The organism is Lacinutrix sp. MEBiC02404, assembly GCF_053601575.1.
Genome location: NZ_JBSHNV010000206.1, coordinates 206768 through 228384 on the forward strand (window position 1 = coordinate 206768; position 21617 = coordinate 228384).

General features: G+C 30.4%; 24 protein-coding genes and 1 pseudogene. 23 read left to right on the forward strand and 2 right to left on the reverse strand.

Annotation, left to right across the window (positions count from 1 at the left end):
- Window positions 1-74: 74 nt before the first annotated feature.
- Window positions 75-551, reverse strand: a complete 477-nt coding sequence (locus ACVCXO_RS13165) for an Hsp20/alpha crystallin family protein (protein WP_452230051.1) — start codon at window positions 549-551, stop codon at window positions 75-77.
- A 604-nt stretch (window positions 552-1155) separates the two neighbouring features.
- Here ACVCXO_RS13165 and ACVCXO_RS13170 point away from each other — a divergent pair.
- From ACVCXO_RS13170 to ACVCXO_RS13190, 5 genes and pseudogenes are all read left to right on the forward strand, one after another.
- Entirely contained in the window at window positions 1156-1323 is a 168-nt protein-coding gene (locus ACVCXO_RS13170) for a hypothetical protein (protein ID WP_452230052.1), read from the forward strand.
- A gap of 11 nt (window positions 1324-1334) precedes the next feature.
- Window positions 1335-1952 (forward strand): annotated as a pseudogene (locus ACVCXO_RS13175) (class I SAM-dependent methyltransferase); the annotation flags it as partial.
- A 563-nt stretch (window positions 1953-2515) separates the two neighbouring features.
- Window positions 2516-4153, forward strand: coding sequence for an amidohydrolase (locus ACVCXO_RS13180; RefSeq protein WP_452230053.1), 1638 nt, complete (start codon window positions 2516-2518; stop codon window positions 4151-4153).
- A gap of 152 nt (window positions 4154-4305) precedes the next feature.
- Window positions 4306-5214: a VOC family protein gene (locus ACVCXO_RS13185; RefSeq protein WP_452230054.1), complete on the forward strand. Its 909-nt coding sequence runs from the start codon at window positions 4306-4308 to the stop codon at window positions 5212-5214.
- A 111-nt stretch (window positions 5215-5325) separates the two neighbouring features.
- The gene (locus tag ACVCXO_RS13190) at window positions 5326-5991 is read left to right on the forward strand and encodes a hypothetical protein (protein WP_452230055.1); all 666 of its coding nucleotides are present in this window, start codon (window positions 5326-5328) and stop codon (window positions 5989-5991) included.
- A gap of 437 nt (window positions 5992-6428) precedes the next feature.
- Here the strand turns inward: ACVCXO_RS13190 and ACVCXO_RS13195 are convergent, their stop codons facing one another.
- Window positions 6429-7043: an FMN-dependent NADH-azoreductase gene (locus tag ACVCXO_RS13195; protein ID WP_452230056.1), complete on the reverse strand. Its 615-nt coding sequence runs from the start codon at window positions 7041-7043 to the stop codon at window positions 6429-6431.
- A gap of 119 nt (window positions 7044-7162) precedes the next feature.
- On the opposite strand from ACVCXO_RS13195, the gene ACVCXO_RS13200 reads away from it, so the two are divergent.
- The 18 genes from ACVCXO_RS13200 (at window position 7163) to ACVCXO_RS13285 (ending at window position 21494) form a co-directional block, all read left to right on the forward strand.
- On the forward strand, window positions 7163-7528 hold the full coding sequence (locus tag ACVCXO_RS13200) for a winged helix-turn-helix transcriptional regulator (RefSeq protein ID WP_452230057.1): 366 nt from the start codon (window positions 7163-7165) through the stop codon (window positions 7526-7528).
- A gap of 350 nt (window positions 7529-7878) precedes the next feature.
- Window positions 7879-8604 (forward strand): hypothetical protein, encoded by a 726-nt coding sequence (locus tag ACVCXO_RS13205; protein WP_452230058.1) that lies wholly within the window; start codon window positions 7879-7881, stop codon window positions 8602-8604.
- A 131-nt stretch (window positions 8605-8735) separates the two neighbouring features.
- Window positions 8736-9323 carry a hypothetical protein gene (locus ACVCXO_RS13210; RefSeq protein WP_452230059.1) on the forward strand — a complete coding sequence of 196 codons (588 nt, stop codon included), beginning with the start codon at window positions 8736-8738 and terminating at the stop codon, window positions 9321-9323.
- Window positions 9324-9595: 272 nt separating this feature from the next.
- Window positions 9596-9994 (forward strand): hypothetical protein, encoded by a 399-nt coding sequence (locus tag ACVCXO_RS13215; protein WP_452230060.1) that lies wholly within the window; start codon window positions 9596-9598, stop codon window positions 9992-9994.
- A gap of 296 nt (window positions 9995-10290) precedes the next feature.
- Window positions 10291-10764, forward strand: a complete 474-nt coding sequence (locus ACVCXO_RS13220) for a hypothetical protein (RefSeq protein ID WP_452230061.1) — start codon at window positions 10291-10293, stop codon at window positions 10762-10764.
- Window positions 10765-10770: 6 nt separating this feature from the next.
- A complete protein-coding gene (locus ACVCXO_RS13225; RefSeq protein WP_452230062.1) occupies window positions 10771-11199 on the forward strand; it encodes a hypothetical protein in 429 nt (142 codons plus the stop codon).
- A 7-nt stretch (window positions 11200-11206) separates the two neighbouring features.
- Window positions 11207-11416: a hypothetical protein gene (locus tag ACVCXO_RS13230; RefSeq protein WP_452230063.1), complete on the forward strand. Its 210-nt coding sequence runs from the start codon at window positions 11207-11209 to the stop codon at window positions 11414-11416.
- A 390-nt stretch (window positions 11417-11806) separates the two neighbouring features.
- Window positions 11807-12406, forward strand: coding sequence for a hypothetical protein (locus ACVCXO_RS13235; protein WP_452230064.1), 600 nt, complete (start codon window positions 11807-11809; stop codon window positions 12404-12406).
- A gap of 194 nt (window positions 12407-12600) precedes the next feature.
- The gene (locus ACVCXO_RS13240; protein ID WP_452230065.1) at window positions 12601-13395 is read left to right on the forward strand and encodes a PGN_0703 family putative restriction endonuclease; all 795 of its coding nucleotides are present in this window, start codon (window positions 12601-12603) and stop codon (window positions 13393-13395) included.
- A 221-nt stretch (window positions 13396-13616) separates the two neighbouring features.
- Window positions 13617-15308 (forward strand): AIPR family protein, encoded by a 1692-nt coding sequence (locus tag ACVCXO_RS13245; RefSeq protein WP_452230066.1) that lies wholly within the window; start codon window positions 13617-13619, stop codon window positions 15306-15308.
- Between the two features lie 172 nt (window positions 15309-15480).
- Window positions 15481-15993 (forward strand): hypothetical protein, encoded by a 513-nt coding sequence (locus tag ACVCXO_RS13250; protein ID WP_452230067.1) that lies wholly within the window; start codon window positions 15481-15483, stop codon window positions 15991-15993.
- A gap of 129 nt (window positions 15994-16122) precedes the next feature.
- Window positions 16123-16461: a hypothetical protein gene (locus ACVCXO_RS13255; RefSeq protein ID WP_452230068.1), complete on the forward strand. Its 339-nt coding sequence runs from the start codon at window positions 16123-16125 to the stop codon at window positions 16459-16461.
- Window positions 16462-16882: 421 nt separating this feature from the next.
- On the forward strand, window positions 16883-17278 hold the full coding sequence (locus ACVCXO_RS13260) for a hypothetical protein (RefSeq protein WP_452230069.1): 396 nt from the start codon (window positions 16883-16885) through the stop codon (window positions 17276-17278).
- 11 nt (window positions 17279-17289) lie between these two features.
- On the forward strand, window positions 17290-17628 hold the full coding sequence (locus tag ACVCXO_RS13265; RefSeq protein ID WP_452230070.1) for a hypothetical protein: 339 nt from the start codon (window positions 17290-17292) through the stop codon (window positions 17626-17628).
- A 50-nt stretch (window positions 17629-17678) separates the two neighbouring features.
- A complete protein-coding gene (locus ACVCXO_RS13270) occupies window positions 17679-18038 on the forward strand; it encodes a hypothetical protein (RefSeq protein WP_452230071.1) in 360 nt (119 codons plus the stop codon).
- A gap of 166 nt (window positions 18039-18204) precedes the next feature.
- Window positions 18205-19467, forward strand: a complete 1263-nt coding sequence (locus ACVCXO_RS13275) for a serine hydrolase domain-containing protein (RefSeq protein WP_452230186.1) — start codon at window positions 18205-18207, stop codon at window positions 19465-19467.
- Between the two features lie 175 nt (window positions 19468-19642).
- Window positions 19643-20533 (forward strand): hypothetical protein, encoded by an 891-nt coding sequence (locus ACVCXO_RS13280; RefSeq protein WP_452230072.1) that lies wholly within the window; start codon window positions 19643-19645, stop codon window positions 20531-20533.
- Window positions 20534-20759: 226 nt separating this feature from the next.
- Window positions 20760-21494, forward strand: coding sequence for a T9SS type A sorting domain-containing protein (locus ACVCXO_RS13285; RefSeq protein ID WP_452230073.1), 735 nt, complete (start codon window positions 20760-20762; stop codon window positions 21492-21494).
- Window positions 21495-21617 lie beyond the last annotated feature (123 nt).

Genomic DNA, 21617 nt, shown 5'->3' on the forward strand with positions numbered 1-21617 from the left:
AAACTTATTATTAAGAGGATGCTGAAAAAATCAGCATCCCTCTTAATATTTTACTCTAAAATTTAGTGAAACAATTATGAAATCTTGATGCTTCTGGCAGGCTTTTGTTTAGCCTCTTCTTTTTTTGGTAAAAGAATATTTAAAATACCATTATCATAATTTGCATTAATCTGTTCATCGTTTACACTTTCTGGTAAATTAAAGGTTCTTTTGAACGAGGAGTAACCATACTCTCTACGCGTATAATTTTCTTCCTTATGTTCACTTTCTTCCTTTGTTTCCGTAGAAATAGATAATACTTGATTATCAAGGTCAATTTGGAAATCTGATTTCTTTAGACCTGGAACTGCCATTTCAACCATAAAAGCATCAGCCGTTTCTTTAATATTTACTTTAGGCAAAGTAATTCCAGTATTAAAATTTGAAGTGAATACTGATGGTAGGTCCCTATTAAAGATGTCATCTAACCAATTGGACAAAGTTGGGAAGTTTTGATTTGAATTGCTGCTCGCTAAACTTCCATTTTTAGGAACAGTTACTAAATTGCTCATAATTAAAAAATTTAAATTAAACATTATTTCAAATTTGAAATCTTAACGACTTCAATAACCTTTAAACAAATTAAATACCAAAATCGATTTACTAGGTTTTATCGAAATTATTACTCATTATTCTGTGTAAATTTGTCATAATTATGAAATATTGTCACATTTACTTACGATAAAATGACATATTTACATTTAGGATTTATGCTAAAATTAAAAATCAATTATGGAATATAAAAATTACCGAATAAAAGCTTGGAATAAGCACTACACACTGCAGCGTATATATTTTATTGCTAGGTTCTCCTCTATTCCATCACACCTAAATATACTTTAAAGCACAAACCTAGATTTGTGCTTTTTTATTTTTAATACAAGTACAATCCATACCGTTTCCTGAAATGACAACAGCATTATATATTACAATAAACCGAACTAAAGAACTGTTTATTAGCTAAATACACGCACAACTACGTATTGCAAATCACTATTTTAAATAGTAAATTGGGTGTAACAACTTTAGCCCAATACGCGCTTATTTACAGGATATAAGTTTAGTTCTTATATAAGGAGTTGGCAATAATTAAAACCAACCAATAAAAGGAATAGTATGGAACAATCCAATCACAAAGTTATTCGCGAATATGAATTGGATACTTGGACGAGATGCGCACCAAGTTATAATGAAACTTGGGCAACTTTAACCAATGAAACACTTTCATTATTAATAAACAAAACAAATATTCATTCTAATCTTTCCATACTAGATATTGGTTAGGTGCTGGAAATTCAACCAATAAAATTAGGGAAACAGGAGCGCATGTAATAGGAATTTATTTTTCTCAAAAAATGATAGACCAAGCCAATGCCATCTATAAAGATATTACCTTTAAACAAGCGGATGCTGAAAATATTCCACTAGAAGATAACACCATGGATGTGGTAATAGCAAATTTTGTAGTGCATCATTTTGCGGAACCCAATAAAGTTTTTAAAGAAATACACAGAATTTTAAAACCAAATGGAAAATTTGCTTTTGCAGTTTGTGGTGCTAATGAAGAACAAAGTTCTTTAGGCGCTTTTTTTCAAGCGTTTGCAAACCATCATGAAATGTCTGCATTACCTCACGGACCACTATTTGGAGTTACCGATTTTGACACTTATAATAAACTCATAACAACAGCGGGTTTAAAAAATGTCGAATTAGAAAAACGAAATACAAATTGGAATATGGATTCTCTAACCCCATTAATTAATGGCTGTTGGGATTGGGGGAATTTAGCTTTATTCCCAGAAGATAAACAAAAAGATATTAAAAACGACTTCATTAAAAATTGTGAAACCTTTAAAAAAGGAAATAGTTATTCCTTTCCACATTCTGCAATAATAGGATATGGTGAAAAATAAAAAACGTTTTCTAATAGGGATATAATGACTTACTAGCCAGCACCTAATAAACTTGAACAATATTTAAAAGCACAAACCTTCGTTTGTGCTTTATTTTTATAAAAAAGACGCCAAATACGGTTTCCTATAAGGTAATAACAAAGCCTTGGTACATCTTCCAATCACAAACTATTGTTTGTTACTTTACAAATACACGTAGAAATACGTATTGCAAAAAGGGATTTTAAATGGTAACTTAGTTTCGTCAATTACATGATTATAAGCACTTTATTAATAGAAAATGGTAACCTTAGTTGTTATATAATAAGTTATGCTTCATTATCAGAAACCGACTTCAAGCACAAATTATGCAAGAAGTACTGTTTGATTTAAAAATAGATTTAAGAAAGAATAAACGACAGATTCTATATTACTCTAGATTACTCTAGCTAAATTATAGGACGAATATTAATTAACTAAAAGTAATTTCAACTATTATGACACTACGATTTTACAAATTAAATATAATAATAGCCTGCCTTTTTTTAAGTTCCTGTGCTAATAATAAAAAAGAATTTGGCACCATGATTATTCATGGAGGAACCATTTATACAGTAGACTCCACACAGACAACAGTGGAGGCCGTGGTAACAAAAAAGGATAAAATTCTCTTTGCTGGAAGTTTTGAGGAAGCCAAAAGCTATCAAAATGAACAAACGGAACTTATAAATTTAGAAGGTAAGACGATGACGCCTGGCTTAATTGAAGGTCATGGTCATTTTATGGGCTTAGGCTATAATGAATTAGAGCTTGACCTTATGCATACAACCAGCTATCAAGATATTGTAGACGCCGTTGCAGAGAAAGTGAAAACGTCTAAACCAGGCGAATGGATTCTTGGTGGAGGTTGGCACCAAAGCAAATGGGACAGTATGCCAGCAAACATAGTTAAAGGATTTCAGACGCATCATTTACTCAGCGAAATATCACCAGATAACCCCGTTTTTTTAAGTCATGCAAGTGGTCACGCAGGCTTCGCAAATGCTAAGGCTATGGAAATTGCAGGTTTAAATGGCTTACGTAAAGAGAGAATCAATACTTATAGTATGGAAGGAGGAGAAGTCATTGTAGATCAATTTGGTATGCCAACAGGTATTTTCAATGAACGTGCGCTATCTTTGATTTACAAGTATATCCCAGAAGAGACACCAGAAAAAAACATGCAAGCTTTTAATCTAGCTATGGAAGCGTGTCATAAAAATGGTATAACTAGTTTTCATGACGCAGGTATTTCAAAAAATACCATAGCGCTCTACGATGATATGCAATCGGCTGGAAAAATGAATGTTAGAATGTATGCTATGTTAAGAGGTGGTGAAGAATTACTTGAGGAATGGCTAGAAAAAGGTCCAAGGATAGATCCAGACCATCGGTTAACTATACGTTCTATAAAATTAAGTTGTGATGGTGCTTTAGGTTCCAGAGGTGCTTGGCTTTTAGAACCTTACACAGATCGTAAAGGGCACTATGGCCATGAAACGCTTCCAATGGATATAGTAAAAGAAGTAGCAATAAAAGGACTGCAACACAATTTTCAAGTCTGTTCACATGCCATTGGAGATCGTGCTAATAGAGAAATTCTGGATCAATATGAATTAGCTTTAAAGGAATTAAATATGTTAGATACCGATCATAGATTCCGTATTGAACATGCGCAACATCTACATCCAGATGACATTCCTCGTTTTGCAGAACTGCATGTAATTCCTGCAATGCAGGCAATACACTTGTCTTCAGATAGACCTTGGGCTATTGACCGATTAGGTGAAAAACGAATCAAAGATGGTGCCTACATGTGGCAAGATTTATTGCAGAGTGGCGTTCCTATTGTTAACGGAACGGACGTACCTGTAGAACCTCTTAATCCTATTGCTAGTTTCTATGCTAGTGTAAGTCGTAAAACACTTAAAGGAACTCCGGAAGGCGGTTATGAGCCAGAACAAAAAATGACACGAATGCAGGCTTTAAAATCATATACTTTAGATGCTGCCTATGGCGCCTTCGAAGAAAACATTAAAGGTTCTATTCGTAGTGGTAAGCTTGCCGATTTTACCATTTACAATCAAGATTTGATGACCGTGGTAGAAAATCAGATTTTAAATACGGAAATCGTCATGACCATTTTTAATGGTAATGTAGTGTACAATAAATTAGCAAATTAACGAAAGACCAACAACGTACACCGTTAATTTTCAAGCGAATACCAACTTACAAACATTCCTACGGAATATTCTATCTGTCATTTATTTGCTAAATTAGGTGCTTAACAACGCCACTAATTATATACAAATCGGTTAACGGTAATTATAAAAAAATGAATAGTTTCCTAGAAATAAAATTTAGAATTCCCCTGTTTGTATTTGCAGCGCTACTATTTCAAATGGTTGGCTGTAAAAAGGTATCTGAAAATGCGGATGCGAATGAAAATGCTCTCCTAGCGAGTTTTCATCATGTACATCTCAATGTCAGAGATAGAGATTCAACCATAGCATATTATGAAAAATACTTTGGCGCAACTCGAGTAAAATACCGAGACCAAGCGGACGCTCTGTTTACGGAGAAATCCTTTCTATTCATGCATCTTATAGATAACAAACCTTCAACACATTTAGGTTCTAGTTTATGGCATATTGGTTGGTCTGGTGTAGATGGGCAATCCGAATTTGATTGGAGAGTGAAAGAAGGAATAGCGATTCATACACCTATTACGCCACTTTACGATAATTTTTGGATGTACTTTCTTGGTCCAGAAAAAGAAGTTATAGAGGTTTATACCGGAAATAAAAACCACCGATTTGAACACATACACTTACTAGCCACTAATGTGGATAAAACTATGGATTGGTTCAAATCTAATTTGGGGTTGCTTCCTGTATATGAAAAGGCAAAACAATGGGAGAACAACAAGCTTCGGTGGAAATGGAATTTACTAACCGTCGATAATATTAATATCATAGTATTTGGCAAACCAGTGGAGGAAGAATCATGGTGGCCTAAAGAAAAAATGAAACCAACAGATGGTAGTGCAATCGATCATATTAGTTTTTCATTCGAAAATATTGGACCAGTAATGGATAAAATGAGATCTGCTGGGTTAGACATTGTACAGGATATAAAAATAGATCCTATGTATGGTATGAAAAGTTTTTTCGTTAGAGGTCTTGATGGTCTGCTAGTAGAAATAGTAGAGGAAAAGCCAATCCCTGAAGGCATATGGCGCTAATAACACAAACAACGTTTCCTGTAGGATAATTACAAAACCTTAGATATGATTAAGTTCTTTAGACACATAAGACAGCGACTACTTTCTGAAAACAAATTCAGTAAATATCTAATGTATGCAGTTGGAGAAATTATACTGGTTGTTATTGGAATATTAATTGCGCTACAATTAAACAATGCTAAAGAAATTAGTAAACTTGATGAAACAAGGCACAACTACTATAGTCAGATTTTAGTGGATCTGGATAAAGAAATAGAAAACATTACGAATCGAATTTCCTTTTTAGAAAGTAACACTGTCTCTTTTGAAGCATACAACAAATATATGGAGACTTTAGATTTAGAGCCTAATCAAATTATGCAGGAATTACTTAAAATTAATAGAGTATCGAGATACGCATCATTCAACACAAATACTATTCAAACATTAGAATCGACAGGAGATATAAAATTAATGCCAGAAATTATTCGAAATCATCTACTGGATGTAAAGCGCTCTCAAGAAAGCTTCAGTAAAGTGTCTAATGGCAATAATGAAGTATACTTAAATGCGTTAATGAAACCGCTTCAATTAGGTCTTCTTAGATTAAACACGAAAAAACCTATGTATAAAGGTTCAAGAATCCATGATAATATAGAAGAAATTATTTTGACACTTGAAGGTGCATTAGGTTTAAAATATTATACTGAAATTAACAATACTAAAGCCCTTAACGATATGCTAATTAATATAAAAGAATTAAAAGTAAGGATTAATCTGGAACTTAAAAACAAATAACGAAAGCACAACACCATATAAAAGAATCAATACTCCTAACCCACCACAACAAACCACACTTTAAAACACAAACCCAGATCTGTGCTTTTTTATTTTTTATACATACACAACCATACGGTTTCCCATAATGACAATATCATTTCTTGTTATACTTTGACATTGCAAACGACTTGTTACGTACTTTATAAATATACGTAGAACGACATATTGCAAGGCATTCTTTTAAATAGTAGTTCGGCTATATTAACAATAGAACTAGAAAGTCTTGTAATACTCAATATTTAGAGGCTATAAGTACGTTTACTTATTATATAAAAAGTTAGGCATAATTCCCCAATCAGAATCCGAAATAAATTACTTTGGAATAAAACAACAGACTGAAAAGGGAAACACTTCATGAACTTATTACTATTTCTGCAACTTAAAGTTAATTCGAATTAATACCATTTATCACTTACAACTTTAATTTCTTCTTTTGCATCCGCTATCATTTGTTCCGTTTTGACTGCATACTGTATCATACCAAACTTATTGATAGCTTCCGCAGGAATCCCAAGAAAATCAAAAGCTGTTATTAAAAAAGGAGTTGCAAAATTAACACTTTTATAAGGTTCCATTCCAAAATCACTTCCACTTGTCATTAATATCAAAGCTTTTGTATTTTTACAGAATCCTTGAATACCAGTTTCTGTATATCCAAAAGTTTTTCCAGCCTGTATCACAGCATCAAACCAAGCTTTAACTGTTGCAGGAATTGAAAAATTGTACATCGGACTTGCCAAAACAACAAAATCTGTATCCAATAATTGTTGCATCATTTTATCATTTTTGGCTAAAACTTTCTGTTGTTCATCCGTAAGTGTTACACCTCCAAAATTTCTATTTACATAAAGATTCAAATTTTCTTTTAATAATAAATCTGGAGCTTCTTCTGCTAAATCCACAAATGTTATTTCTGTTTTTTCTTGATTGTTTTCTATAAAGAAATCAAGCATTTTTTTTGTATTGGAATTATCTCTTGGAGTATAACTTAAAATTAATGTTTTTTTCATTTTAATATTCTTTTATTATTACCAACAAATTTATGCTAAATTTGCTATATAAAGTATACTACTATACTAAAGTATATCGGTATACTTTAGTATATCTAATTATTAAGATGCATTTAAAAATGGCCAAAAAAAAGAGTGAAACGAATATATATACACCAACAGAATGCAAAAAATTTATTCTTCCTGTTCGAGATGTTATAGACATAATTGGAGGAAAATGGAGATTGCCAATTATTATAGCGCTATCTTTTAAAATTCATAGGTTTAAAGAATTAGAACGCCAAATTGAAGGAATAACCCCAAGAATGTTATCCAAGGAATTAAAGGAGTTAGAAATAAATGGTTTAATAAACAGAGAGGTATTTGACACTATGCCTGTCACTGTTGCATATAGCCTTACCGATTACGGAAAATCATTAGATAAGGTAATTGAAACAATGAGAGATTGGGGATTAACCCATAGAAACAAAATAAGAAATGAGTAAAAACGATGCCTAACAAGGTATAAAATGAATCGCTCGATTCTCCTCTAGCCCACCATACCAAAACACACATTAAAAGCACAAACCTAGATTTGTGCTTTTTTGTTTTTAATACATGGTAGCCACTTGGTTTCCAGTAATTAAAATCTCATTTGTTGTTATACTTTGGACCAATAAACACAACTTGTTACTTACTTTGTAATTATACGTAGGACTACGTATTGCAAGGCACTCTTTTAAATAGTAGTTTGGCCATATCAATTTTAGAACTAAAAAGTCTTGCATTACCTTATATTTAGAGGCTATAAGCAAGTTTACTTATTATATAAATAGTTAACGCGTATGAAAACAGCATGAAAAAAATAATATACCTATTAGCAATTATCCTTTTTAGTTGTAACAACAAGGTTGCAAAGACTGAAAACAAGTCGACAAATGCACCTTCGATGGAGAAAAAGAACGCACCAACGCCAATGCAACCAACGCCAATGCAACCAAACATTATTGGAGAAAAAACTATTAGTGCAAAAAAATTTGAGTTTAAGAGTCCAAATAGAGCTACGGAAGATACGCTGATTTTAAAAACGAATTATAAAGATTTTATGATAAGTCCATTCGGACTATTTAAAGTAAATAGTAACAATGCGATACAACTAAAAACCGATTTCATAGTTGACACCGCATATCTACACGAAACAAAGGAATACTATTATGTTTTTTTTACAGATACAGAAGGCGATGCAGCAACAAGTTGGATTGAAAAAATCAAAAAAAAACCTTTAAAATCTGAATATATAACGCAAATTTACGGCTTCAACTTGGGAGTACCGATAATTTACAAAGAGGATGTTTATGTTTCTGCAATGGGCTTTGTTGGGAAAATAAACTTACCAACAGGCACTTATAAATGGAAACATAACAATTTATATGATAATGAAAGGTATTCCTTTAACATTTTCGATACTGTTTTGGTAAATGAATTGGATGTTGAATTCATATCTAAAAACGACCAAAGTAAGCGAATAGATAAAGTGATTGTAGACAATAAAACAGGAAAAATCAGAAAAATTATTAAATAAAAACGACACGCCAATCATGGCTATAATTAAGACGGGTTTTGGTGCGTAATCGAAAGTTAACTACTTTTAATTCCCTTACTAACCATAGCCGATACCTTGCTTACAATAGGAAGCGAAACTTCTAACAAAGAATGGAAATAAAAAAAATATTTATAGTACTTGGAATAATAGTACTTATTGCTATTGGTTACTTTTATCTCTATGCAAAAGGATTAGGTGCCATGTATGCTGTTGGCAGCAAACCTGATGAAAGTCCTTTTTTTATAACTACGCAACCAATAATGGTTAAAAATATACGCGTACCAAAAGACACTAAAATCACTTATAAAAAACAATACTTTTGGGAGAAAAAGGAACAAAAAGAACTTCTTAAAGAGAAAAATATTCTTAAGATTTCTTTTAATGAAGTAATATATTGGGGAGAAGTACCAATTACTTCCATAGAAAAATTTTTTAATCCAAAAATGATAGGTTTTAATGTTAATGCTGATTTTACTAAATTAAATAAAAATAAAGAAACTCCATTTTCTAATCTATGGCAAAGTTGTAATAGTGCTTTAGCAATACAAGTGAAAGACATAAATGATTGGTCTTTTAACAAAGAAAATATTTCAGATATTCAAGGTTGTGGTAGAATGAACAGACACTTTAGTGAAGACCTAAAACAACAAAACTTTTTAAATGATTTGAATACGGAAATGCGGAAAATAAAAGATTAAAAGGTACCGATAAGCAACACCACATATCCTTTATTCCTGGATTCTAAGCTACTTACAAAAGTCCTCGCAGACTTTTCATGGCCGATAATTAGTTGCTAAATTAACACCTTTTAAAATGAATTTTTGGTTTTAAACAATTTACGAAAAGCTTTGCGGACTTTCTATTCGTTTTTTAATTCCTAAATTATATTTTTTTAAAACGAATTTAATCTTCCATACAACGTTTTCTATAAGTTAAAAAGGAAAACTAAGTTTCAAAAAAAAAATAGCAAATGAATATGTTTTGGGTCCTACTAATTATTATATGTGTAGTCATTCTGTTTTTTATTTTTCTTGTTTGGGTATTCTCTCAAGGATTTAAAAACAAATATGGACCAGAATGGATTCCAGCGGAATTAAGAATTGACTTCAATCATATTAATGTAAATTATGAGGATGAAAAAACAATAAAGTACTTATTATCAGAGGATGAAACAAATGAAATTTTCTACCAAATAGACAATCAAATAAATAACAACGCAAACACTTATAAAAGTGCATTGCCTTATACATTTCCAGAAGCAACCTGGATAGAAAACAACCATTCAACTTATGAGTTTAGACAATCAGAAAATAACATATTAAAAGCTGTATTTATAATTGATAAGAAAGAATTGATATACTTTAAATAAACATAAATACATCCTAAATAAATTTTTTAACTATGTGATTCATAAAATAATTACAAATTTGCTTTCAAACATAAAATTTGACTTATAATGAAACCCATAAAATAGTCTATTTCTTTATTATTCCTTATATAATTTATTACTACTCCTAACCCATCATACCAGAACACACTTTAAAGCACAAACCTAGATTTGTGCTTTTCTATTTTTAATAAATACACAACCATACGGTTTCCCGTAATGAGAATATAATTTGTTGTTATACTTTGGCTTAATCAATATAAAATGTTAATTACTTTATGGTTACAAGCATATGGAAGATTAGTTTTTATATAACGAGTTATTTACAATTTATAAAAAATAGAATAGAAGAAGATATGTGGTATAAAATAATGGAAGTTACAGAATGGTTTGGAGAAATGGCTGAACGTTATCGATTAGTAAAAGATTTCAATCGAGCAGCTAAAAACTCATTTATTGCAGGAATTGCACCTACTCTTTTGGAGGCCAAAATTACAAAAGGAGACAGTAGCTATAAACACGCATTTTCAAAATGGATGGGTGGAGGTTTTAGAATTAAAGCACTTTCTGGTCGGACTCTTGAAAAAAGTGAACTTATAGAAATAGGACGAGTTGTTTTAGACAACGAAATACTAACAAGAAAAATGATTTCATTAGGTTGGGACACTTTAGAAGTCCATGCAAACCATGGTTATAATGGATTAAAATGGCCCTTAAAAGATTATGCCAATATTGGAGGATTCCTAAACTAAAATTTTATGATAAATATAATTTCACAAATAAAAACAGCTAGCACTGTTACCGAAATAATTCCCGAAGCTGATTCAACATCCTTTTCAATTTGGTTTTGGATTGCAATATTAGAATTTATAATTATTGCATTTCTTTTTTTTAGATTAAATAAAAAAGATAATAAACTAAAATTTGGTGATTTAACAAAAGACAAAATGCGGAATGCAAAAGAGTCTAACGTGGATATGGATAATTTAATGAACAGTATAAATGGTGCAAAGGATTTATACAAAGAATTGAGTCGGACTTGTCATCCAGACCGATTTATAAACTCAGATAAACAAAAACTTTCAGAAGAAATCTTTCAAGAAATTTCAAAAAGCAGAAGAGATTTTAAGAAATTGACAGAACTTAAAGAAAGAGCAATAAACGAACTAATGATTAACTTTAAATAAACTAAAAATGGACGGAGGAGCAATAGTAATTATTCAACTTACTTTAAGAATAGTTGGAACATTGGTATGTTCAAATAAAGCGAAAGAATTAAACCGGAGCACTGGAGGTTGGGGCTTTTTTGGCTTTGTAATGCCAATTATCGCAATGATTTGGATTCATTGTATGAAACCAATTATGCAATGGGATGAAAATGTAAATATTGGTGAAGAACAATAATAGTGTAAAAAGGTAATAAATAGTACTATATAAATATATTGCTTACTCCTAACCCACCATACAAAAATACACTTCAAAGCACAAACCTAGATTTGTGCTTTTTTATTTAATACATACACAACCATACGGTTTCCCGTAATGACAACATCATTTCTTGTTATACCTTCGAGTGGTCAACGACTGTTAGTTACTTTATAAATATACGTAGAACTACGTATTGTAAATTGCTGTTTTAAATAGTAGTTTGGCTTTTAGGATTTTAGAACTAGAACTCGTTTTGCTACTGCGTGTTTACAGGATATGAGTAGGTTTAGTTATTATATAACGAGTTGGCATTAATTATGACTCGCCAATTCTAAAATAAAAAAATAATTATTAAACTCAAATACGATGAAAAAAAACATTCTTAAACAAGCATTAATTTTAACTTTTTTACTTTTTAGTACAACACACATTTTAGCCCAAAAAAAATGTAGAACAATAATTTCAAATGAATATGATGCAGATACAGATATTGAATATACAAAATTGATTGGAGGAATAATATTTGACGATGGAGCCAAAGCATTATTGACAGGTTTCCAAGATATCATTGCTTTATATGCAGGAAAATCTACAGAAGACGAGTTATTGATTTATTTACAACATACAAGATATGTTGATAGTGATAATTCTACATCACGTGAAAATTTATCAATAAAAAAAGATAACGAATTGACAATTATTGGTGATTTTGGTAAAATACAATTAACAGCTTATAAAGACCAAAATCCTTCAACTGATGTTAAAGGACTATCAAGACAAACAAAAAACAAAATATGTCAAGTCTATTTAATTGATAAAGAAAATTTAGATAAGTTATGTTCTGAAATTATTAAAACATTAATAATCAATTATGATACTGCACCAAAACTAATAAAGAAAATTAAAACAAAAAACGCAGAGAAACATCTAAAACTTTGGGCTTGTTCACCGAAAGAGTTGAATTAAATAATTATAGTTAACTGTTATAGAAATTAAAAGAATAACTATTGCTAACACCGTATAAAAATAATTGCGGCTTAGAGTTTAGCTAGAGGTAGTTGCTTGTTTTGTTACGTCTGATTTTCTATCGGTAAATACTCGCATACAAACTCGCAATTAATAATATACAAAGACGTTGTATCCAATACTCGAAAACAATAATGGCAACAAGAAAAGAATTTGAAAAAGCTATTATAGCAAAATGTAAGAATCCAAAAGTAAATAAGAATGGTTATTTTCTAAATAATTCCGAAAATTTACTGGATGGAATTGATATTGATTTATTTCAGAACGATTTAATGAGTGGAAGTGGAAATGAATTAAAAAGCAAATTCAATGCAATATTTTCATCTTCTGCGCTTGCTGTCAATAATTTTTCAATTGTTAAAAAACATCCTTCAAAATTTAATTGTTTTGATTATTCAAATTTTGATAATGCTCAATTTGAACGACAATTTAGAACAGGATTAGGCGGAACACCACCAAATCTTGATTTTACGATTGAAAACGAAGAAGTCGTAATAGCAATTGAATCTAAATATCTTGAAATAACAACAAGAAAGAAAGCAAAGTTTGTGGATTCATACAATAAAGAAAAGTTGGATTATCTTAAAGATTTTTGGTTTAAATTAATCAGAGATTACACAGACTATAATTCATATCTTGATGTTGCTCAATTAATAAAACACTCAATTGGACTAATTAACTACAAAAGGGAAAATCCTGAAAAGAAAATAATCCTTGTATATTTATATTGGCTTCCTGATAATTATAAGTCTTTTCCAAATTTCGTTGAGCATAAAAAAGACCTAATTGAGTTTGAAAATGAAATAAAGAAAAATGAAGACCTGAAATTTATTAGTACAACCTATAATGATTTTTGGAAATCATATAACAATTCGATTTTCAGTGAGCACTTTGACAAAATGAAAAAAAGATATAAAATTGAGATATAAATTACTGTTTACAACAACGTATAAAAATAATAGGACAATGAGTGCTTAACCCAATGGAAACCGCACCTTTGCAAGGTCGACAAATTTTTAAATTTTGGCTTATTGAAAAAAAAATATTAAGAAAAATTTAAAAATTAGGCTTGTGCTCAACCGAATAGTAGTCGCTTTTTTTCCGCCCTACTATTCTTATACACGAACGTTGTGCTTAATTATAAAAAAATATGGCTGATAATAATCAAATAGTACTACAAACATTAATTGAGCAAACAAGGAAAGAATTATATCCTGAACTTTCTCTGAATGAGTATTTTCATTTATTTGTAACAGAACAAGTTATGAAAGATTTAGAACTTTCATACGATGAAATCGAGGAAGGTATTGTTGATAATGGTGGCGATGGTGGAATTGACTCAATTTACACATTTGTTAATCAAGAATTAGTACAACGAGATAGCGAATTAATTGACGCTAAGAGAAATGCTGTAATAGATGTTTTCATTTTACAATCGAAAAATGTAAATAGTTTTGGAGAAACACCAATAGAAAAATGTAATTCTTCTGCTATTGATATTTTCGACTTAAACAAATCAATAGATTCATTAAGAGCTGTTTATAATTCAGATTTATTAGCAAATGTTGAAGTTTTCAGAAAGCAATTTCTTCATCTAGCTTCAAAATTTCCAATTCTCAAATTTCACTATTATTACATAACAAAAGGTTCAGAAGTTCATCCAAATGTTGAGAGAAAGATTCAAATTTTAGTCAATTCTATAAAAGCACATTTTGATAAAGCAGAAGTAAATTTTCAATTTGTAACTGCAAAAAAATTGATTGATCTTTCGAGAAAAGAACAATTAAGGAGCAAGGATGTTGTTTTGAATGATAATCCGATTTCAACTCAAGATGGTGGATATGTAGCAATTGTCCCAATTAAAAATTATTTTGATTTTATAACTGATGATTCAAATAATTTAATTCGCTATTTTTTTGACGCAAATATTAGGGACTACCAAGTTAATGTAGATGTTAATAAACAAATTAGGCAAACATTAATTAGTCAAAACGCAAATGAAGACTTTTGGTGGTTAAATAATGGAGTTACAATAACAGCAGTTGATGCAACCTTTGCAAGTAAAAAAATACATATAGAAGACCCACAAATAGTTAATGGTCTTCAAACATCTTTTGAAATACATAAATATTTTTCGGAAAATAAAATTGATGTAGAGGATAGAAATGTTTTATTAAGAATTATTAAAGTTGATAATGAAAAAAGTAGGTTAAATGTTATAAAAGCAACAAATAGTCAAACAAATATACCACCAGCATCATTACGAGCGACAGACCCAATCCATAGAGATATAGAAGATTATTTATTTTCAAAAAGTTATTTTTATGACCGCAGAAAAAATTATCATAAAAATCAAGGCAAACCTGTAAATAAAATAATTAGTATACCATATTTAGCTCAAATTATTACTGGTATTTATAATCAAAAACCAGATTACGCTCGTGCTCGACCATCCACATTAATTAAGAACAATAATGATTATAAAAATATATTCAATGAGTCATTGTCTTTAGATATGTATCATAAAGGTATTTTAATTCAAAAAAATATTGAATCCTTATTAAAAACATTTGATAGTCCGAAACTTTCTCGTCCACAAATTGGAGACATTAAATTTCACGTCGCGATGTATGTTACCGCTATTTTGTGTGGCAAATTACATCCAAATACTGAGGAAATTGGAAACGTGGTCATTACTTCTATGACAGATTTGATAGTTAATAATGCAATAGAAAATACTTTCATAGTTTATGACTCCATGGGAGGAACTAACTCAGTTGCAAAAGGAAATGAATTTGTAAAAGAATTATTAGAACAAATTGAAAATGATTTGGAAAAATAACTAATTAATAAATTTCAAAATTAGGCTTGTGTTTCATCCGAAAATTACCGCTTATTTTGAGCGCTGCTTTTCATACACAAGACCACTTTAAGCAATTGAATATAAACGATGTAACAAAAATATGATTTCAGTTTTTAGAGAAAAAAGAACACGGAAAAACGATGAACTCGAATTGAATTCGCCCCAAAAATTCGACAAGACATATATTAAAATAGTTACTCACGATAACGATATACCACGTGCAAGACAATATTCTTTACAATGTGAATTACATTTTACAGAATATAAGGGTTATACAATAAGGAAGTTTATGGAAACGGATTTTAATTATTTTACTTGGCTTCCGAGAAATATCGAGAATTTCACATACGACAAGAAAGTCCTAGAATATGCTAAAACCTGTATCGATTTATTAGAAGAAATTGATAATTATGCAATTAACAGAACTCAAACTAATTTAGGAAAAGCTATAAGTCAAGTTAATTCAATGATTCGATATGAACATTGTCTTGATTGTGAAAATGACGAAATTATGCTAAAAGTTTGGAAAAGCTATATCGACGTAGAATATTACAGAACCATATTAAATACACCACTTGAAAGGCTGATAAGACAAGCGAAAGAAATTGAACAAGTAAGTTCTGAATATAGAAGAAAATATTATAATCAAATTATTAAAAATTAGAAAAACTACTTACAACACCGAAAAAAAAATTGCGGTTTAGTGCTTAAATAAAGCTCGCTGTGCGTTTTAACAACTGATTCCGTAAAAATGATACACAATCACTTTGGAAAGAATTTAAAACTAAAAAAAATGCAAAAAATATTGATTTTAATTTTTGGAATGGTATTGCTTACATCATGCAAAGCATCTATGGCTCTACATCCCGATCGGATGAGTTTAGGAATGACAAAAGCTGAAGTAAAAACTGCAATGGGCGAACATATACCAATGAAAATAATAGGTTCAAGGGCTTATGAATATGGTGTGATTGAAGTTGGAATGTACCAAGACCGTTATTTAATTTATGGGCAAGGAACTGTCGAAGAAGTGTATTACTTATATTTCCTCAACGATGAACTCATCCAATGGGGAAGACCACAAGATTGGCAGAAAGAAGCCGACAGAATTTACGAAATTCGTTATCGATAAAATACTGTTGTGAACACAGTGTATAATTAATCACTAGCTTCTCCTCTAACCCACAACACCAAACCACACTTAAAAGCACAAACAAAATTTGTGCTTTTTTGTTTTTAATACATACGCAACCATACGATTTCCCGTAATGAAAACAGCATTTCTTGTTATACCTTCGAGTTGTCAAAGACTGTTAATTACTTTGCAAATATACGTAGAAGTACGTATTGAATATAATCATTTTAAATGGTACATTAGATTTATTAACTTTTTGATTGTAAGAGCCTTACTGATTTCTGTTTATAGGCAATGAGTAAGTTTAGTTATTATATAAGGAGTTGTGTGCAATTAGACGACAAGCAAACTACCTACTATTGGGTATTGTTTTGTTTTATTTAAATCATTTAATTTGGATTAACTTAAATCAAAAAATATGAAAACATTAATTTTAATAATATTTGTAACACTTATAGGAGTTCCAATGGAAAAAATAAGTGATGAGGAAAATACAAAAATTTTCCTACCTAAATGTAAAGGAAATGCTTGTGATGCAGTCCAATTATATTGGGATGACAGTCAAAATGGATATGTATTTAAAAATAAACACGGAAATAATAAAAATTACCAATTAGGTAATTCAATTCAATTAAAAGTTTACTATTCACCAGGAAAAAGCCCATTTGCAAGTTGCTCTGCTATTAAAAAACATAAGCTTAAATATGCAGGCGAATGGAATATTGGAGACGTTATGTTGTGCAGTGATAAATCATTTACGGCAGTATATATTGTTAAAAAGTACAACCCAGATGATAGCGACTTCAAATTATAAAACTATTAAATATGAAAACACTAATTATATTGATTGTATTGTCTTTAAATATTCCAAGTCACGACATTACCGAAGGAATTTTCGAAAGAAAATTAATAAACATAAGAGTTCCTAACTTTGGAAATTATAGTTCTTCTGTAGAAGTGTACTCTGTATTTGGCGAAAAAACAGGTTGTAAAGTTTCTCTAAAAGAAAACAACACTTCAGGCGTAGTTATTATCCAATATCGAATTAACAATAAAGGTAAATGGTATACTCTAGTTGAAGGACAATATATAAAAGGTCAAAGCATTTGGTGCAGAGTTAAAGGACTTGGAGGTTCAGGTTCTGTTGTACTTGCAATAGAATAACATAAAGAATTATCTTAATGAATAAATTAAATAACTTAAATAAGATTACAATGAAAAATTTAATTACAATAACCCTTTTATCTATATTTCTTTTATCATTTTCTAGTTTTGCACAAAATGAAATTACAAGTACTAAAATTTTTACTAGTAAAAAATGTACTTATTCAGTATATAAAGTAAAATCAGGAGGAACATATAGATGTAAAGATTACATTTTTGTTGGAGTTGTTACACCAAATAATGACGTTTCAATAAGCGTAAAAAAAGGTCAAAATTATACTATATTCGTTAAACACGGAAATAGAAACCCTTGTGGGAAAAATAAATTATCTACCTCAATATCTGTAGGACCTTTACAATACGGGCCAAACACTATCCGAGAAGAACTTTATGATAATATGTGTAATTAACTGCACACAACACAGTATATAAGCTATGGTTTGACCTGTGCCTATTTGGAAAATCTACAGATTTCCCAAAGTTATTTTTTATTTGGAGAGGTTCGTGCCAAAACACGCCACAGCTCATATACATACACGTTATGCTCAATTTCTAAAATGAAAATCCTTGAAAAAAATGAACTATTTCAGACTATTACTTCTCTTATTAATTGTTTCCTATTCAAATTTATTTGCTCAAACTTATGATGGTTTTTCAAACGAGGAAATTCAGTCCGTATTTAAGCAATGGAATATGGATAATTGGGATGATGGAGGTGAAATATCTCGTTATATATTTTTAAATATGCCTGAATTTTGGACTCACGCCATAATCGATAGAGAAGGAAATGTTAAAAGCCTAAAAGAAGATTACCGCAAAGAAATCGAGGAGTTTGTTGTTACTTCTGAATTAGGACAAATGACACTTCAAGACTATGTCAAAACTTGCAACAAAGTGGATGGTATGATAATATTGCAAGGAGACCGTATTGTATATGAAGCCTACCCAAGAATGTTTTCAAACGATAGGCATCTTTACTGGTCAGTATCTAAAGTATTTGCTTCAACTCTTATAGCAGTTTTGGAAGACAGAAAACAACTTGATGTAACAAAACCAATAGAACATTATCTACCTGAACTTAAAGGGTCTGGATGGGAAGGTGTACCCATAATTGACATTCTTGATATGGCTTCAGGAATTGATTGTCGTGAATGGGTTGATGGCGCTTTTGAAAACCCTGAAACTTGTTACTATCAATTTGAAGCAGCTCTTGGATTTTTAAAACGAACAGAAAAAACCGCAGACAATGCTTTTGAGCACATTAAAACCTTATCATCTGCAAAAACTTCTGGAGAAATATTTGAATATACTTCAGTGAACACTTTCGTTCTCTCTTGCCTCATAGAAAGAATCACAGGTCTTTCTTATGCAGAAAATATTGAGCGTGAAATTTGGCGAAAAATTGGTGCGGAATCTGATGCATTTATTACGCAAACAAATGGCACGAGTGTATCTCACGCAGGAATTAGTTCTACACTTCGAGATTTAGCTCGATTTGGTTATATGTTTTTAACCGATGGTCGTTCAGGTGATAATACTTTCGTTTCAAATGAATATTTCTATAAAATTCAAAAGCAAGGTCGTCCTCATTTGATTACTGCATACGGTTCTGAAAATTACACGCTTGATAAAGAAGTTGTTCATCACAATACCTATCAATGGGACAAAGTAATGGAAGATGGAGATTTTTATAAAGGTGGTTTTAGCGGACAAGGTCTTTACATTTCACCTTCTCGAAATTTAGTGATAGCCTTTTTTGGAACTGCCGATGATAATGGAGTTTATAACGAATTAGATGATATTTCAAGACAGATTTCTAAATCAAACCTTTTTGATTAATAAAAGAAATAAATTAAAACAGAGCATAACACCGTATACAATTTATTGCTAGTTCTCGCCTGCTTACGAAAACCCTCGCGGATTTTCTATTTGAATTATTTACTAAACCCATAACTTAATCACTCAACAAATCTGTTACACAACCATTTCCATTTATTATACATTACTGTACTTTATGAAAGATAAGATTATTGAAAACATTCAAAATATTGAGAAGAAATATTTACCAATAAAGGAAATCATAGAAAAATCTAATAACTCGAATAAGTATCACGGTTTATATAAAGGAATTATTTCTATACAGAGTAAAATTGTAAACAATCCAGATATCCTGTTCTTAGGAATTAATCCCGGAGAAGGAGCATATATAGAAATGAATCAGAAATCTAAAAACCATAAAACTAAGTTCCCTGTAAAATTAATTTCTAACATTGATTATTTATCAAACATAGAACTTGATTGGCTAAAAAAAGGTGTTTCAAGAGGTGAAAAAGTAAAAGGAAAATGGTTTGGTTATGAATGGTATGAAAGGGATAGAAAAATAAATAATTCTTTTCCTTCAAGAATGATAGATCTACTCTATTATTGGAGTGAATTAAAATTAGGGCAAAATATTGAATCAAATTCAGAACAATTTATACAGCAATTTAATGAACAAATAATTGACAAAATTGTATACTCTAATATAAATCCGATTGCGACTAAATCAACTACTGAATTAGAAAAAATCATCACCTTACTTTCTAAAGAGGAAAGCCTAAAAAATCATTGGAGCCATAATAAACAGAATAAAATAACAAAATCAATAGTGAAAAACTTCTTTAGACAAAGGACTTTTGATTTAATAAACATTCTAAAACCTAAAGTTATAGTTTGTTTAGGAAACACTGTATATTCAGAACTTACTTATCGAAAAACTGCAAATAAAAATAAAGTTTTTTCTTCAAAATATAATGTAAGAAATATAGAATATGATATGGTCACATTTTCAAGGTCAGGAACTTGGTCTCCTCTATTGAAAGACGTTTCAATTCAAATAAACAATAGTCTTTCAAATCATAACTAATATAAAAACACCTAATCCCCTAAAAACTTCAAAAGCACAAACTAAGGTTTGTGCTTTCCCATTTCCTACAAATACATGTCCTATACCATTCCCACAATTACTTTCTATAAAAAACGTAGAAATACGTATTGCATATAATGCATTTAAATTATATTTTCGCACCACCTACTTTGAAACTGGTTAGAACAAATAAACCCCAAATATTAACTATCAAACTATTTAACCCATGAAAAAAATTTACTTTACTTTATCTTTTACATTAATTAGTCTTATGTCATTCTCTCAAGTATTTAATTGGGAATCAGGAACCGACAATGGAACTAATGTTACCGAAACAGTAAGTGGAATTACAGCAACAGTAACTACATCCAACAATGATGCTCAACTTGTTAATGGTGGAGGTTTTGAAGGCTCTTCTGGAAATGTTGCTTTTACCGAAAACTCAGATTCTAGCTCCTCATTAACCATTACATTTAGCGCATCCATTGATATTGCTAGTATGTATACTTTTATTGCTGATGGTACTGTAGGACCAGAGACAACTATGGACTTTACACCAACTGGTGGGAGTAATTCTGTAGTTACAGAAGGTATATCACAATCCGCTGGAGAAGTAGTAATTCTTAACTGGACTGGAATAACTGCAATAACATTAACTGTAAATGGAGGTGGAAATGAAACCTTTGGTATTGATGATATTGTGTTAGGTACAACATTAAGTAATACGGATTTCACTATTTCAAATATAAACTTAAAATTATTTCCGAATCCATCAAATCAATTTATTAAAATATCTGGACTAACAAATACGGAGAAGTATAAAATCTACAATATTCTTGGTTCTGAAGTAGCTAATGGAAATGTTTCTAATAACGAAAAAATTGATATTAAAAATTATGCAAATGGTTTCTACCTTTTAAAATTGGAGAATGGAAATACATTTAAGTTTATAAAAGAATAAAATTTCGTTTACTAACACTTTATAAAATAATTGCTAGTACTCCCCTAAAAACTTCAAAAGCACAAACCTTAGTTTGTGCTTTACTATTTTCTACAAATACAGTTTCAAATCATTTCCTAGAAC